This window comes from Streptococcus sp. 5346 (assembly GCF_013277455.1).
Lineage (GTDB): Bacteria > Bacillota > Bacilli > Lactobacillales > Streptococcaceae > Streptococcus.
In genome coordinates, this window is sequence record NZ_VMMY01000003.1 from 144,888 (window position 1) to 161,759 (window position 16,872).

The window sequence follows — 16,872 nt, forward strand, 5'->3', positions numbered from 1 at the left end:
TCATTTTGTCTCAGTAAAGCTTGCTACTAGATAAACTAGCAAGTTTTATTGAAATAAAATAAGACTCTGAAAGGAAGAGCACATGGCACACGAAAATGTCATTGAGATGCGTGATATTACCAAGGTGTTTGGTGAATTTGTTGCCAACGACAAAATCAACCTGCACCTACGAAAGGGTGAAATTCATGCACTTTTAGGAGAAAATGGGGCTGGTAAGTCCACGCTCATGAACATGTTAGCAGGTCTTCTTGAACCAACTAGTGGTGAAATCGCGGTCAACGGTCAAGTTGTCAACCTCGACTCCCCATCTAAAGCAGCTGGCTTGGGAATCGGAATGGTTCACCAGCACTTTATGCTGGTAGAGGCTTTCACGGTGGCTGAAAACATTATTTTAGGAAGTGAATTGACTAAAAATGGTGTGCTAGATATCGCTGGAGCTAGCAAAGAAATCAAGGCTCTTTCTGAACGTTATGGCTTAGCTGTGGACCCTTCCGCCAAGGTGGCAGACATCTCAGTTGGAGCCCAACAACGTGTAGAAATTTTAAAAACCCTTTATCGGGGAGCTGATATTCTTATCTTTGACGAACCAACGGCTGTTTTGACTCCATCAGAAATTGAGGAGTTGATGGCCATTATGAAAAATCTTGTCAAAGAAGGAAAATCAATTATCTTGATTACCCACAAGTTGGACGAGATTCGCGCAGTTTCTGACCGCGTTACAGTTATCCGTCGTGGGAAATCAATTGAAACCGTCAAAATTGCAGGGGCTACTAATGCTGATTTGGCAGAAATGATGGTAGGACGTTCTGTTTCCTTTAAAACAGAGAAACAAGCATCTCAACCAAAAGAAGTAGTCTTGTCTATCAAAGATTTGGTGGTCAATGAAAACCGTGGTGTCCCAGCTGTTAAAAATCTATCCTTGGATGTTCGTGCGGGAGAGATTGTTGGGATTGCGGGGATTGATGGAAATGGTCAGTCTGAACTGATTCAAGCCATTACAGGTCTTCGCAAGGTAGAATCTGGTAGCATTGAGCTAAAAGGAGATTCAATTGTAGGCTTGCACCCACGACAAATTACAGAACTAAGTGTTGGGCACGTTCCAGAAGACCGTCACCGTGATGGTTTGATTTTGGAAATGATGATTTCTGAAAATATTGCCCTTCAAACTTACTACAAAGAACCACATAGCAAAAATGGAATTTTGAACTATTCAAATATTACTTCTTATGCTAAAAAGCTAATGGAAGAGTTTGATGTTCGTGCTGCCAGTGAATTTGTTCCTGCAGCTGCACTCTCAGGAGGAAATCAACAAAAAGCAATTATTGCTCGTGAAATTGATCGTGATCCTGATCTTCTTATCGTCAGCCAGCCAACTCGTGGGTTGGATGTCGGTGCCATTGAATATATCCACAAACGCTTGATTGAAGAGCGTGATAATGGGAAGGCTGTCCTTGTTGTCAGCTTTGAATTGGATGAGATTTTAAACGTCTCAGACCGTATTGCCGTTATCCACGATGGTAAGATTCAAGGTATTGTATCACCAGAAACAACCAATAAACAAGAACTTGGTGTCTTGATGGCGGGTGGAAACTTGGGAAAGGAGAAGAGTGATGTCTAAAAAATTACAACAAATTTCGGTTCCCTTGATTTCTGTCTTCCTAGGAATTTTACTTGGAGCCATTGTCATGTGGATCTTCGGTTATGATGCTATTTGGGGCTACGAAGAATTGTTCTATACAGCCTTTGGTAGCCTGCGTGGGATTGGAGAAATCTTCCGTGCTATGGGGCCTTTGGTCTTGATTGGTCTTGGTTTTGCTGTTGCCAGTCGCGCTGGTTTCTTTAACGTCGGACTTCCGGGTCAGGCTTTGGCAGGTTGGATTCTCAGTGGTTGGTTTGCCCTGTCGCATCCAGATATGCCCCGTCCCTTGATGATTATAGCAACCATCGTGATTGCCTTGATTGCTGGAGGAATTGTCGGCGCGATTCCAGGTATTCTTAGAGCCTATCTAGGGACGTCAGAGGTTATCGTAACCATCATGATGAACTACATTGTCTTGTATGTAGGAAATGCCTTTATCCATTCCTTCCCTAAAGACTTCATGCAAAGTACAGATTCGACCATTCGTGTTGGGGCTAATGCAACCTATCAGACACCTTGGTTGGCTGAGTTGACTGGTAACTCACGGATGAATATTGGTATTTTCTTTGCTCTCATTGCCGTTGCAGTTATTTGGTTCATGCTCAAGAAAACGACTCTTGGTTTTGAAATTCGTGCAGTTGGTCTTAATCCACATGCTTCAGAATATGCTGGTATTTCTGCTAAACGAACGATTATCCTCTCAATGATCATATCAGGTGCCTTGGCTGGCCTTGGTGGTGCTGTTGAAGGACTTGGAACTTTCCAGAACGTCTATGTTCAAGGTGCGTCATTGGCTGTTGGATTTAACGGGATGGCGGTTAGTCTGCTTGCGGCAAACTCACCAATTGGTATTCTCTTTGCAGCCTTCCTATTTGGTGTTCTCCAAGTTGGAGCCCCTGGTATGAATGCGGCACAGGTACCATCTGAGCTTGTCAGCATTGTAACAGCGTCTATTATCTTCTTTGTCAGTGTTCATTACCTTATCGAACGCTTTGTCAAACCGAAAAAACAAGTTAAAGGAGGTAAGTAAAGATGTCTATTACAACCTTGCTCACCCTCTTGGTGTCTTCTATGCTGATTTACTCAGCGCCCCTCATCTTTACAAGTATTGGTGGTGTTTTCTCTGAACGTGGTGGTGTCGTAAACGTCGGCCTTGAAGGAATTATGGTTATGGGTGCCTTTTCTGGAGTTGTCTTTAACCTTGAATTTGCAGAACAATTTGGAGCAGCAACCCCATGGCTATCCTTACTTGTAGCAGGATTGGTAGGGGGAATCTTTTCTATCATCCACGCAGCAGCGACGGTTCATTTCCGTGCAGACCATGTTGTCAGCGGTACGGTATTGAACTTGATGGCGCCAGCCTTGGCTGTTTTCTTGGTGAAAGTTCTTTATAACAAAGGACAAACCGACAACCTAAGTCAGACTTTTGGACGCTTTGATTTCCCAGTCTTGGCAAATATCCCAGTTATCGGAGATATCTTCTTCAAGTCAACTAGTCTGCTTGGTTATCTGGCCATTGCCTTCTCGTTCCTTGCTTGGTTTATTCTCTTCAAAACGCGCTTTGGTCTTCGTCTCCGTTCTGTTGGTGAACATCCTCAAGCAGCAGATACTTTGGGAATCAATGTCTACAAGATGAGATATTTAGGGGTTATTATTTCAGGTTTCCTAGGTGGAATTGGCGGAGCGATTTATGCTCAATCCATCTCAGTTAACTTCTCAGTGACAACTATTGTTGGACCTGGATTTATCGCCCTTGCTGCGATGATTTTTGGAAAATGGAATCCAATCGGAGCCATGCTTTCTAGTCTTTTCTTTGGACTTTCACAAAGTTTGGCTGTTATCGGTTCTCAATTACCGTTCCTACAAGGTGTGCCTGCGGTTTATCTTCAAATCGCACCTTATGTTTTGACAATTCTTGTCTTGGCAGCCTTCTTTGGAAAAGCAGTTGCACCAAAAGCAGATGGTATCAACTATATCAAATCAAAATAAGTATACAAAAAACGTCAGTTCTGTTCAAACTGGCGTTTATTTTTTAGAATTTTGATGGGTTAAGTTTAATCCCCAAGGAACAAGATTTTCAGTCTTATTCTGGATACGTGTGATATTATCCTTATGCCGAATGATAATCAAACTAGCCAGTGCTAGGATAATAGCGATGAATAGAGAATCATAATTGCTCAGGATAAAACCAAAAAGTGGAAAGAGTAGAACTCCGATAACGGCTGCGATAGATGCTGTGACACTAGACAGTGAAATCATACTACCAAGATAGAGGGTTCCAAAGAAAACAACTGCAAGGTAGAGACAGAAGACAGGCGCAAATCCGAAAACCACTCCAGCACTGGTTGCGACAGCCTTACCACCCTTAAATCCTGCAAAGATAGGGAAGGTATGGCCAATAACAGCCAAAAGTCCAAAGATGAGAGGCGAAACGCCTTGCAGATAAAACATAATCGGAAGAAGTGTTGCTAGGGTTCCTTTGAAAAAGTCAATCACAAAGGTCGTCATACCAGCTTTCTTACCTAAAATGCGGAAAGTATTGGTTGTTCCGGTATTTCCAGAACCATGCTCGCGCAGATTGATTTGAAAGAATACTTGTCCAATCCAGAGACCAGACGGAATCGAACCCAGCAGATAGGCTAGGATTAATAAAACTATTGTAATCATACTCCTATTATATCATGAAATGGAGAAGAAAGGCAGAGAATCTCTTCTAAAATTGTCACACCGGAGAAAGAAAAATTTTGCAAAATCCTTGGAAAACCTGTAGAATAGTAAAGATGAACGAATAGGAGGTTCCTTGTGTCAAAAAAGGAAATCAATATTAATAATTATAATGACGATGCCATTCAGGTGCTAGAAGGGTTGGATGCGGTCCGTAAACGTCCAGGAATGTATATCGGATCGACCGATGGTGCTGGTCTCCACCACCTAGTTTGGGAAATCGTTGATAATGCAGTCGATGAAGCCCTGTCTGGATTTGGTGATCGTATTGATGTGACCATCAATAAAGATGGCAGTTTAACGGTTCAAGACCATGGACGTGGGATGCCGACAGGTATGCACGCTATGGGGATTCCAACGGTTGAAGTAATCTTTACCATTCTTCATGCTGGAGGAAAATTTGGTCAAGGTGGCTACAAAACATCAGGTGGTCTCCACGGGGTGGGTTCTTCCGTTGTTAATGCCCTTTCTAGTTGGCTAGAAGTTGAAATTACCCGTGACGGTGCAGTTTACAAGCAACGTTTTGAAAATGGTGGAAAACCTGTCACGACTCTGAGGAAAATCGGTACAGCACCCAAGTCTAAAACAGGTACCAAGGTTACGTTTATGCCCGATGCGACGATCTTTTCTACGACAGACTTCAAGTACAATACCATTTCAGAGCGTCTTAATGAATCAGCTTTTCTCTTAAAAAATGTAACCTTGTCCTTGACGGATAAGCGAACAGATGAAGGGATTGAATTCCACTATGAGAATGGGGTACAAGACTTTGTTTCTTATCTGAACGAAGATAAGGAAACCTTAACGCCAGTTCTATACTTTGAAGGCGAAGATAATGGTTTTCAAGTGGAAGTGGCCCTCCAGTATAATGACGGATTTTCAGATAATATTTTGTCCTTTGTCAATAACGTTCGTACCAAAGACGGTGGAACGCACGAGACAGGACTCAAGTCTGCCATTACCAAGGTTATGAATGACTATGCGCGTAAGACGGGGCTTCTCAAGGAAAAAGATAAAAACCTTGAAGGGTCAGACTATCGTGAAGGACTAGCAGCCGTTCTTTCTATCTTGGTTCCTGAAGAACACCTCCAGTTTGAAGGACAGACCAAGGACAAGCTAGGAAGCCCTCTTGCTCGTCCCGTTGTGGATGGCATTGTGGCTGATAAGTTGACCTTTTTCCTTATGGAAAATGGGGAATTGGCTTCTAACCTCATTCGCAAGGCTATCAAGGCCCGTGATGCTCGTGAAGCGGCACGTAAGGCGCGTGATGAGAGCCGAAATGGGAAGAAAAATAAAAAAGATAAGGGCTTGTTGTCTGGGAAATTGACCCCAGCCCAGTCTAAGAATCCAGCTAAGAATGAACTCTATCTAGTCGAGGGAGATTCTGCTGGAGGTTCTGCCAAACAAGGCCGTGACCGCAAGTTCCAGGCTATCTTGCCTCTACGTGGTAAGGTTATCAATACAGCCAAGGCCAAGATGGCGGATATCCTCAAAAATGAAGAAATTAACACCATGATTTATACCATAGGTGCTGGTGTAGGAGCAGACTTCTCCCTTGAAGATGCCAACTATGACAAGATCATTATCATGACCGATGCGGATACAGACGGTGCCCACATTCAAACACTTCTCTTAACCTTCTTTTATCGCTATATGCGTCCTCTTGTCGAGGCAGGACATGTTTATATCGCCCTCCCGCCTCTTTACAAGATGTCAAAAGGTAAAGGCAAGAAAGAAGAAGTGGCCTACGCATGGACAGACGGAGAACTTGAAGAACTCCGCAAACAATTTGGTAAAGGTGCTACACTCCAACGTTATAAAGGTCTTGGTGAGATGAATGCAGACCAGCTCTGGGAAACAACCATGAATCCAGAAACTCGCACCCTCATCCGTGTCACAATCGAAGACCTAGCTCGCGCCGAACGCCGCGTCAATGTCCTCATGGGAGATAAGGTAGAACCACGCCGTAAGTGGATTGAAGACAATGTCAAGTTTACGCTTGAGGAGAGTGGGGAGATGGTGTTTTAGGAGGGACAATGGATGTCCAATAAAAAGAGTCAAAAAGTTAAGATTTCAAAAAAGGTAAAAGAAGATTTAAAAAACGATAGCAGTAATGTCGAAAATACAAAAATTGAATTACCTCAATTACCACAGCCATTTCTAATCAGACAAGAAGAACAGAATAAACCGTGGTATAAAAACATATCAATTTTTATTTCACTGGTTTCGCTTGTAATTACAGCCTTCATGAGTTATCAAACTATTGATAACAATTTAAAAAATCAAGAGAATAATCGTCAAACTCAGGAAAATAATAAAAAAATTTTAGAAAGAAATAGCTATTTAGACACTACAAATTTTAATATCGTCCAAAATTTATGGCAGGATAATCCAAGCTATACATTATATAATGAATCACAAAAACCATTATCTAACCCACCACAACCATCTTATTTTATGTATATACCTGCGAAATTATATTATATTTTAAAGGATAAAAGTAGAGTATCAACACTTATTCTTTTGCCTATTTCATATGAAAATGTTATAAGTCAAACTAGCACAGGTAAAACAATTGATGAAATTGAGACGTCAGTATTATCAAAAAATTTTTATGGTAAACACGGAGATAGAGATGTTAGAAGAAAAATTTATGGAAAGCCTTTGGAAGATGATATAGCATTTGAACTTCGAGTATATCCTTTCTTAGCCATTGTTTCTCACATTCAGTACACTTATAAAGATAGTCCTCAGAATTTACAAAATGTTAAATTTTTAACAACCCCTTGGGGGAAGGAGATTCTTAGTGATGATAGATATGAAGATTTAAAGGAATACACAAAGAATATAACTCATTTTCCTGAAAATGAAATGGTAATTAATGGTGATGAAAATATTTATGATCACACATTTAATTATCTAGACAAGGAGTTTAGTAGACTGCTGTTAAATAGAGGAGGTAAATTGTCCGAAGAAGATAAGCAAAGATTTTATGTACTTTCAGGTGTTAAATGGAATATAGATGATTTAAACAAAAATAAAACATTTAATATTGAGGAGGAAATGAAAAAATATAAATCTTTCAAGGAATTTCAACAAAAAATGCAAAATGAATATAATTTTAATGGGTTGAGCTCCTACTTATCTAATAAAGTTGTTTTTGTTAAAGATCCTCTTTATCCTGATTAATAATTTGTTATTTTTTAAAAGAAAACATCATCTTAAAGAACTAAAGGGAGCAATATATGAGAGCTGAAACAGAAATGCTAGATTTGATTTTACAGACTGCCAAAACTTTACAAGTCAAAGCTGTCGCCATGTCTGGTTCACGGACAAACCCAAAGGCCCTAAAAGATGAATTTCAAGACTATGACGTGGTCTATATTGTGGATGATTTTGATAATCTGACAAGTGACCTTTCTTGGTTGAATCGGTTTGGGAAACGCATTATCGAGCAAGAAGTTAGTCTTGGTAATCGTCGTCTTTATCTCATGCTCTTTGAGGATGGTAACCGCATTGATTTAACCCTATGTCCTAAAGAACACATGAAAGAATGGGTAGATAGCGAGTCGAAATTCATAGTTTTGGAAGATGAGAAGGACTTATTTGAGTCCTATTCTCCCAGTCCAAAGCGTCACTGGATAACCCCAGCTACTGAAACGGATTTTAAAAATTCCTGTAATGAATTTTGGTGGGTGTCAGCCTACGTTGTCAAAGGGATTTGTCGCAAGCAGGTATTCTATGCTACTGACCATCTCTATGGTATTTGCCAACAAGAACTCTTGAAAATCTTGGCTTGGCAGGTCGCAAGTGATAAGGGAACAGTAGACGTCGGCAAGAATTATAAGTATCTTTTTAACTATTTACCCACTGATAAAGAAAAGGAATTCTCAGATTTGCTTGATTTTTCAAGTATAGATAAAATTACTCAGTCTTTATTGGCTACGATGCAACTTTTCCACCAAGAAGCTCAATTTCTTGCTCAAAAAATGGGATTTGACTACGATAAAGAAGTGGCTGAGAAGATGATTGAGTATGCTAAGGAAAGAGTGAAGAAGTTTGGGAATAACTGGAAAAATGAAAAAGCGAGAGGAGAAGACTCATGATTGAAAAAGTGGAACGCCTCATTACAGAGATTAATCGTATTCATCGAGAATATTCTAAAGATTATTTTGAAACGGGTAAGGTGGAAAAAATCAATCTCAAGCATACCTTTTCAAAAGTTCCGACTAAAGCGATTTTGGCCTACCGTCTGAATTTACATGAGTCAATTAATGACTATCTGATGAAAGCGGATGTCCAAGATATTGCCTATGTTTATCGTGTCAAAACTTCTGAGTCTATTTTAGATAAAATTACACGTTTTTCTGAACGTCAAGAGGGCTATCCTGTGAATTCAATTCTTAATGATATTTTTGGTGCTCGTATGATTTTAAGTTCCAAAGAGATAGCTCAAGTCATGGATAAATTAGATGATTGGCAAGAAATTTACGGACTAAAAAACTGGTATTTACGTGATAAAGATGGCTATGTCGGTATTCATATCTATTTTAAAAATAAAAGTAATTTTTACTACCCATGGGAACTCCAACTTTGGGATAAGAAAGATGTAGATAGCAATATCGCCAGTCATATCAAGTATAAACGAGGATTTGTGGAGTAGACATTTCAAGTGGAAATGGCGATACAGGAATTGGATGAAACTCACTTACTCTATATTTTTTCTTTTTCCATAAAAAATACACTACATTCTTCGAAAGAAATTGAACATGCCCTAAATGCTATGTGAAATTCCTTATTAACTGAATCAACATATTAAATTACAGAAAGGATAGTTTGGTTACTTATAGTAACTGAACACGGGACTAATACTTAGGAAAAAAGAGAAATCACCTTGGGTTCGTCGAGCCCTTAATCGATTTCCTATTTTTCTACAGAAATTTTCGGTAAGCCGAATCGTCCCTTTGTATCTTATGTCCAACATTCAAAATATGTCCCTAGAGGATATCATGGGAGAGCGCTTTGGTCGCTACTCCAAGTACATTATTCAAGACCGGGCTTTGCCAGATATTCGTGATGGCTTGAAGCCGGTTCAGCGCCGTATCCTTTATTCGATGAATAAGGATGGCAATACCTTTGACAAGAGCTACCGCAAGTCGGCCAAGTCTGTCGGTAACATCATGGGGAATTTCCACCCACACGGTGACAGTTCTATCTATGATGCCATGGTTCGTATGTCACAAGATTGGAAAAATCGTGAGATTCTAGTTGAAATGCACGGTAATAACGGTTCTATGGACGGAGATCCGCCTGCGGCTATGCGTTATACAGAGGCGCGTTTGTCTGAAATTGCTGGCTACCTTCTTCAAGATATCGAGAAAAAGACAGTTCCTTTTGCTTGGAACTTTGATGATACCGAGAAAGAACCAACGGTCTTACCAGCAGCCTTTCCAAACCTCTTGGTCAATGGTTCGACTGGGATTTCGGCTGGTTATGCGACAGATATTCCACCTCATAATTTAGCTGAGGTCATCGATGCGGCGGTTTACATGATTGACCACCCAACCGCCAAGGTGGACAAACTCATGGAATTCTTGCCTGGACCAGACTTCCCGACAGGAGGAATTATTCAGGGGCGTGATGAAATCAAGAAGGCCTATGAAACTGGGAAAGGGCGCGTGGTTGTTCGTTCCAAGACTGAGATTGAAAAGCTAAAAGGTGGTAAGGAACAAATCGTTATCACTGAGATTCCTTATGAAATCAATAAGGCCAATCTTGTCAAGAAAATCGATGATGTTCGTGTCAATAACAAGGTGGCTGGTATTGCTGAGGTTCGCGATGAGTCTGACCGTGATGGTCTACGTATCGCTATCGAACTCAAGAAAGATGTCAATACGGAGCTTGTTCTCAATTATCTTTTCAAATACACAGACCTGCAAATCAACTACAACTTTAACATGGTGGCGATTGACAATTTCACTCCTCGTCAGGTTGGGATCGTTCCAATCCTGTCTAGCTACATCGCCCACCGTCGCGAAGTTATTTTAGCGCGTTCACGCTTTGACAAGGAAAAGGCTGAGAAACGTCTCCATATCGTCGAAGGTTTGATTCGCGTGATTTCGATTTTGGACGAAGTCATTGCTCTTATCCGCGCTTCTGAGAATAAGGCGGACGCCAAGGAAAACCTCAAGGTCAGCTATGATTTTACAGAAGAGCAGGCTGAGGCTATCGTAACCTTGCAACTGTACCGTTTGACCAATACAGACGTAGTTGTCTTGCAGGAGGAAGAAGCAGAACTTCGTGAAAAGATTGCCATGCTTGCAGCGATCATTGGTGACGAACGGACCATGTACAATCTCATGAAGAAAGAGCTTCGTGAGGTCAAGAAGAAATTTGCGACTCCACGTTTGAGTACTTTAGAAGACACAGCAAAAGTAATTGAGATTGATACAGCTAGTCTTATCGCCGAGGAAGATACCTACGTCAGTGTGACCAAGGCAGGTTACATCAAGCGTACTAGCCCACGTTCCTTTGCGGCTTCCACTCTGGAAGAAATTGGCAAACGTGATGATGACCGTTTGATTTTTGTTCAAGCTGTCAAGACCACCCAGCATCTTTTGATGTTCACGACCCTTGGAAATGTCATTTATCGACCAATTCATGAATTGGCAGATATTCGCTGGAAGGATATCGGAGAGCATCTGAGCCAGACCATTACAAACTTTGAAACTAACGAAGAAATCCTTTATGTGGAAGTAGTGGACCGGTTTGATGATGCGACAACCTACTTTGCTGCAACTCGTCTCGGTCAAATCAAGCGTGTAGAACGCAAAGAGTTCTCTCCATGGCGAACCTACAAGTCTAAGTCTGTCAAGTATGCTAAGCTCAAAGACGATACAGACCAGATTGTAGCAGTGGCTCCGATTAAACTAGATGATGTTCTTTTGATTAGCCAAAATGGTTATGCCCTTCGTTTCAATATCGAAGAGGTTCCAGTTGTCGGTGCTAAGGCTGCAGGTGTCAAAGCTATAAACCTCAAAGCAGATGATGTCCTCCAATCGGCCTTTATCTGTAATACCTCATCCTTCTATCTCTTGACCCAACGTGGAAGTTTGAAACGTGTTTCTATTGCCGAAATTCCGGTAACCAGCCGTGCCAAACGTGGTTTACAAGTTTTGCGCGAGTTGAAAAACAAACCACACCGTGTCTTCTTGGCTGGTGCAGTTGCAGAGCAAGGCTTCGTTGGTGACCTCTTTAGTACAGAAGTGGACGAGAACGATCAAACTCTGATTGTTCAATCCAACAAAGGAACAATCTATCAAAGCCGATTGCAAGACTTGAACCTGTCAGAAAGGACTAGTAACGGAAGCTTCATTTCTGACACGATTTCAGATGAAGAAGTTTTTGATGCTTATCTTAAAGAAGTATTTACTGAAGCTAAATAAGTGAAATGAAGAATCAGTTCTAAGAGCTGGTTCTTTTTATTGAAGAAATTTTCTGAAAATTACAAAATATACTTGCTATTTTAGAAAAATAGTGTAGAATATAAGAAATAGGTTTTTAGAATAAGGAGTGGAATATGACAGTAACGATTGATTGGGAAAACCTTGGTTTCTCCTATATGAAATTACCTTATCGCTATATTGCTCATTTTAAAAATGGACAATGGAATCAAGGAGAGCTTACAGAGGATGCAACTTTGCATATTTCAGAGTCTTCTCCAAGTCTCCACTATGGACAACAAGCATTTGAAGGTTTGAAAGCTTATCGTACTAAGGATGGCAGTGTTCAACTGTTCCGTCCTGATGAAAATGCCAAACGCCTGCAACGTACATGTGACCGTCTCTTGATGCCACAAGTTCCGACAGACATGTTTGTAGAGGCTTGTAAAGCAGTTGTCCGTGCGAATGAAGAATACGTACCACCATACGGAACAGGTGGAACCCTCTATCTTCGCCCTCTTTTGATTGGTGTCGGAGATATTATCGGGGTAAAACCAGCAGAGGAGTATATTTTTACTATCTTTGCTATGCCAGTTGGAAATTACTTTAAGGGTGGTTTGGTCCCTACCAACTTCTTGATTCAGGATGAATACGACCGTGCTGCTCCAAATGGTACAGGTGCGGCAAAGGTTGGTGGAAACTATGCTGCCAGTCTCTTGCCAGGGAAATTGGCGAAATCACATCATTTCTCAGATGTTATCTACCTAGACCCATCAACTCATACAAAGATTGAAGAAGTCGGTTCAGCTAACTTCTTTGGAATTACAGCTGACAATGAGTTTGTAACACCATTGAGTCCATCTATCTTGCCATCTATTACTAAGTATTCTTTACTTTATTTGGCAGAACACCGCTTGGGCTTGACTCCTATTGAGGGGGATGTCCCAATTGATAAGCTTGACCGTTTTGTAGAGGCAGGTGCCTGTGGTACAGCAGCAGTTATCTCTCCAATTGGTGGAATTCAGCACGGTGATGATTTCCATGTGTTCTATAGTGAAACAGAAGTTGGCCCTGTGACTCGTAAACTCTATGATGAATTGACAGGTATTCAGTTTGGTGATATTGAAGCGCCAGAAGGTTGGATTGTAAAAGTAGATTAAAATAAACAAAAGGAGATTTTTATGAAATCGAAAAAGTGGCTCTTAACAGCAGGAGTGGTCCTGAGCACAACAGCTCTTTTAGCAGCCTGTGGAAAAGCTGATAAAGAAGCAGATGCACCGACAACATTTTCTTATGTTTATGCAGTGGATCCAGCATCCTTGGACTACAGCATAGCAACGCGTACATCCACAACAGATATTATCGGGAATGTCGTTGATGGTTTGATGGAAAATGATAAATATGGTAATGTTATTCCTTCTTTGGCTGAGGATTGGTCTGTCTCAAAAGATGGATTGACTTATACCTATAAACTTCGTAAAGGAGTGAAATGGTACACATCAGAAGGCGAAGAATACGCAGAAGTAACAGCCCATGACTTTGTGACAGGACTAAAACACGTCGCTGATGGTAAGTCAGACGGTGTCTCTCTCATCCAAAATTCAATCAAAGGCTTGGACGCCTATATGACTGGTGAAACCAATGATTTCTCTACAGTTGGTGTTAAAGCTTTGGATGACTACACAGTTGAGTACACATTGAATGCGCCAGAAAGTTTCTGGAATTCAAAAGTTACAACAGCGACGATGTTGCCTGTAAATGAAGAGTTTTTAAAGGCATCAGGAAAGAATTACGGAGAGGTTAGCCCAGCAGGTATTCTCTACAATGGTCCTTATTTCTTAAAAACATTGACTTCTAAATCTTTGATTGAATATGAAAAAAATCCAAATTACTGGGATAAAGAAAATGTTAAAATTGAGAAGATTAAATTGACCTACTACGATGGTTCAGATCAGGAGTCTTTGATCCGTAGCTTCTCCTCTGGTGCTTATACGACAGCCCGTCTCTTCCCAAGCAGCTCAAACTTTGCTTCAACTTTGGAACAATACGGAGATAAAATCACTTATAGCCCGCAAGATTCAAGTAGTTATTACTTTACTTTTAACGTAAATCGTCAGTCATACAATAAAACTGCGAAAACAAGTGAGGAGCAAAAGACTTCTACAAAAGAAGCTATGCTTAATAAGGACTTCCGTCAGGCTATCAACTTTGCCTTTAACCGTCATTCTTATGCTGCCCAGCTAAATGGTGAAGACGGTGCGGACAAGATTATTCGTAACAGTCTTGTTCCAGATAACTTCGTACAAGCAGGTGGTAAGAACTTTGGTCAAATCGCTCAAGCAGAGTTGGTGAACTATGGTGACCAATGGAAAGGTGTTGAGCTAGTTGACGGTAAGGATTCTATCTACAACCCTGACAAGGCTAAAGTTGCTTTCGAAAAAGCTAAGAAAGACCTGGAATCTAAAGGGGTAACTTTCCCAATTCACTTGGATGTCCCGGTTGAACAAACAGATACTATCGCCGTGCAACAAAGCAACTCTTTCAAACAGTCTATTGAATCAACTCTTGGTGCTGAAAATGTTGTCATCGATGTACTTCAAATGACAGATAATGAAAAAGAAACGATTACATCACAAGCGCGTGTTCCTTCTCAAAAAGACTATGATTTGAACAGTACAGGATGGGCTCCAAGCTATCAAGATCCAGCGTCTTACTTGAATATTATGGATCCAAAATCTGGTTCTGCCATGAAACACCTTGGTATTACGAAAGGAAAAGATAAGGATGTTGTAGCTAAACTTGGTTTGGATCAATATAAGAAATTGTTAGAAGATGCTGTTTCTGAGACCACTGACCTAGAGAAGAGATATGAAAAATATGCTAAAGCTCAAGCTTGGTTGACAGATAGTTCATTATTGATGCCAACAGCTTCATCTGGTGGTTCTCCAGTTGTAAGTAACGTAGTACCATTCTCAAAACCATACTCACAAGTTGGTATTAAAGGTGACCCATATATCTTTAAAGGTATGAAATTGCAAAAAGATATCGTTACAACAAAAGAATATGAAGAAGCTCTTAAAAAATGGCAAAAAGACAAATTGGAATCTAATAGCAAGTACCAAAAAGAACTAGAAAAACACATTAAATAACGCAGAAAACTCTATATCAGACACGGAATGATATAGAGTTTTTTCTTGCTAGTTTTTGGATTTTCTTGTAAAATAGAAAAAGTGAAGAGAGGTATGAAATGAGTAAGAAAGATAAAAAAATTGAAATTCAAGTAGCAGATGCCAAAGTTAATGTAGGAAAAGACAGTTTTGAAGGTTATACATTGACTATCGGTAAAAAAGTTATTGGAGAAATTGCCGAATTAGATGGACAATTTGCCATCATAAAGAATGGGAATGTCGATAGTTTTTATAAAAAATTGGAAAAAGCTGTAGAAATTTTGATTGAAAATTATAATTTAGCAAAATAAGTCTTGTTTTTTTGAAATTTTCATGATATAATAGTCCATGTTGATTGTAGGAGAGATAGCGAAGAGGCTAAACGCGGCGGACTGTAAATCCGCTCCTTCGGGTTCGGGGGTTCGAATCCCTCTCTCTCCATTTTATCAATGGGGTATAGCCAAGCGGTAAGGCAAGGGACTTTGACTCCCTCATGCGTTGGTTCGAATCCAGCTACCCCAGTTCTTAGGTAATAATCAAGATAAAAAGCAAAATATCTTAGGGTATTTTATTTTTATAATTGAAAGACGTGAATGATATGAACATGTCCTTGCGGGTGCTTAGGAAAAAAATTATAAGTATGTCAAGTTTAAGAAAAACTTGATTGTTGGAGGATTTTTTAGATGAACGAATTTGAAGATTTGCTAAATAGCGTTAGCCAAGTTGAGACTGGTGATGTTGTTAGTGCTGAAGTATTGACAGTTGATGCGACTCAAGCTAACGTTGCAATCTCTGGAACTGGTGTTGAAGGTGTCTTGACTCTTCGCGAATTGACAAACGATCGCGATGCAGATATCAATGACTTTGTTAAAGTAGGAGAAGTATTGGATGTTCTTGTACTTCGTCAAGTAGTTGGTAAAGATACTGATACAGTTACATACCTTGTATCTAAAAAACGCCTTGAAGCTCGCAAAGCATGGGACAAACTTGTTGGTCGCGAAGAAGAAGTTGTTACTGTTAAAGGAACTCGTGCCGTTAAAGGTGGACTTTCAGTAGAATTTGAAGGTGTTCGTGGATTTATCCCAGCTTCAATGTTGGATACTCGTTTCGTACGTAACACTGAGCGTTTTGTAGGTCAAGAATTTGATGCTAAAATCAAAGAAGTTGACGCCAAAGAAAACCGCTTCATCCTTTCACGTCGTGAAGTTGTTGAAGCAGCTACAGTAGCAGCTCGCGCTGAAGTATTTGGTAAATTGGCTGTTGGTGATGTTGTAACTGGTAAAGTTGCTCGTATCACAAGCTTCGGTGCTTTCATCGACCTTGGTGGTGTTGACGGATTGGTTCACTTGACTGAATTGTCACATGAACGTAACGTATCACCAAAATCAGTTGTAACTGTTGGTGAAGAAATTGAAGTGAAAATCCTTGATCTTAACGAAGAAGAAGGACGTGTATCACTTTCACTTAAAGCAACAACACCTGGACCATGGGATGGCGTTGAGCAAAAATTGGCTAAAGGTGATGTAGTAGAAGGAACAGTTAAACGTTTGACTGACTTCGGTGCATTTGTTGAAGTATTGCCAGGTATCGATGGACTTGTTCACGTATCACAAATTTCACACAAACGTATTGAAAATCCAAAAGAAGCTCTTAAAGTTGGTCAAGAAGTTCAAGTTAAAGTTCTTGAAGTTAACGCAGATGCAGAGCGCGTATCACTTTCTATTAAAGCTCTTGAAGAGCGTCCAGCTCAAGAAGAAGGACAAAAAGAAGAAAAACGTGCTGCTCGTCCACGTCGTCCAAAACGTCAAGAAAAACGTGATTTTGAACTTCCAGAAACACAAACAGGATTCTCAATGGCTGATTTGTTTGGTGATATCGAACTTTAATCAAATTGAAAATT

General features: G+C 40.3%; 13 protein-coding genes and 2 tRNA genes. 14 read left to right on the plus strand and 1 reads right to left on the minus strand.

The annotated features are described in order from the left end of the window. Positions 1–82: 82 nt before the first annotated feature. Genes HT732_RS03440 through HT732_RS03450 form a run of 3 tightly spaced genes read left to right on the plus strand, consistent with a single transcriptional unit; the run spans position 83 to position 3,628 of the window. Positions 83–1,618 (plus strand): ABC transporter ATP-binding protein, encoded by a 1,536-nt coding sequence (locus HT732_RS03440; RefSeq protein ID WP_023940958.1) that lies wholly within the window; start codon positions 83–85, stop codon positions 1,616–1,618. Continuing rightward, complete coding sequence (locus HT732_RS03445) at positions 1,611–2,669, plus strand: ABC transporter permease (RefSeq protein ID WP_173253969.1); 1,059 nt, start codon at positions 1,611–1,613, stop codon at positions 2,667–2,669. The genes HT732_RS03440 and HT732_RS03445 overlap by 8 nt, the downstream gene beginning before the upstream one ends. A 2-nt stretch (positions 2,670–2,671) precedes the next feature. Continuing rightward, the gene (locus tag HT732_RS03450; protein WP_023940960.1) at positions 2,672–3,628 is read left to right on the plus strand and encodes an ABC transporter permease; all 957 of its coding nucleotides are present in this window, start codon (positions 2,672–2,674) and stop codon (positions 3,626–3,628) included. 36 nt (positions 3,629–3,664) lie between these two features. On the opposite strand, the gene plsY is transcribed toward HT732_RS03450, so the two are convergent. Next, entirely contained in the window at positions 3,665–4,306 is a 642-nt protein-coding gene (gene plsY / locus HT732_RS03455; RefSeq protein WP_173253970.1) for a glycerol-3-phosphate 1-O-acyltransferase PlsY, read from the minus strand. Between the two features lie 135 nt (positions 4,307–4,441). Here plsY and parE point away from each other — a divergent pair, with 135 nt between their 5' ends. From parE to rpsA, 11 genes are all read left to right on the plus strand, one after another. Continuing rightward, positions 4,442–6,391, plus strand: a complete 1,950-nt coding sequence (gene parE, locus HT732_RS03460) for a DNA topoisomerase IV subunit B (protein ID WP_173253971.1) — start codon at positions 4,442–4,444, stop codon at positions 6,389–6,391. Positions 6,392–6,403: 12 nt separating this feature from the next. Then, positions 6,404–7,552 carry a hypothetical protein gene (locus tag HT732_RS03465; protein WP_173253972.1) on the plus strand — a complete coding sequence of 383 codons (1,149 nt, stop codon included), beginning with the start codon at positions 6,404–6,406 and terminating at the stop codon, positions 7,550–7,552. A gap of 56 nt (positions 7,553–7,608) precedes the next feature. Next, on the plus strand, positions 7,609–8,469 hold the full coding sequence (locus HT732_RS03470) for an aminoglycoside 6-adenylyltransferase (RefSeq protein WP_173253973.1): 861 nt from the start codon (positions 7,609–7,611) through the stop codon (positions 8,467–8,469). Continuing rightward, complete coding sequence (locus tag HT732_RS03475) at positions 8,466–9,026, plus strand: GTP pyrophosphokinase (protein ID WP_049513666.1); 561 nt, start codon at positions 8,466–8,468, stop codon at positions 9,024–9,026. The genes HT732_RS03470 and HT732_RS03475 overlap by 4 nt, the downstream gene beginning before the upstream one ends. 310 nt (positions 9,027–9,336) lie before the next feature. Beyond that, complete coding sequence (parC, locus tag HT732_RS03480; RefSeq protein ID WP_173253974.1) at positions 9,337–11,808, plus strand: DNA topoisomerase IV subunit A; 2,472 nt, start codon at positions 9,337–9,339, stop codon at positions 11,806–11,808. 134 nt (positions 11,809–11,942) lie between these two features. Then, the gene (locus HT732_RS03485) at positions 11,943–12,965 is read left to right on the plus strand and encodes a branched-chain amino acid aminotransferase (RefSeq protein WP_173253975.1); all 1,023 of its coding nucleotides are present in this window, start codon (positions 11,943–11,945) and stop codon (positions 12,963–12,965) included. A 21-nt stretch (positions 12,966–12,986) separates the two neighbouring features. Then, complete coding sequence (locus HT732_RS03490; protein ID WP_173253976.1) at positions 12,987–14,954, plus strand: peptide ABC transporter substrate-binding protein; 1,968 nt, start codon at positions 12,987–12,989, stop codon at positions 14,952–14,954. A gap of 98 nt (positions 14,955–15,052) precedes the next feature. After that, the gene (locus tag HT732_RS03495; RefSeq protein WP_000037113.1) at positions 15,053–15,283 is read left to right on the plus strand and encodes a DUF2969 domain-containing protein; all 231 of its coding nucleotides are present in this window, start codon (positions 15,053–15,055) and stop codon (positions 15,281–15,283) included. Positions 15,284–15,332: 49 nt separating this feature from the next. Beyond that, positions 15,333–15,413, plus strand: a tRNA-Tyr gene (locus HT732_RS03500). A gap of 9 nt (positions 15,414–15,422) precedes the next feature. Then, positions 15,423–15,494 (plus strand) — tRNA-Gln (locus HT732_RS03505). A 161-nt stretch (positions 15,495–15,655) separates the two neighbouring features. Further along, the gene (gene rpsA / locus HT732_RS03510; protein ID WP_001001634.1) at positions 15,656–16,858 is read left to right on the plus strand and encodes a 30S ribosomal protein S1; all 1,203 of its coding nucleotides are present in this window, start codon (positions 15,656–15,658) and stop codon (positions 16,856–16,858) included. Positions 16,859–16,872 lie beyond the last annotated feature (14 nt).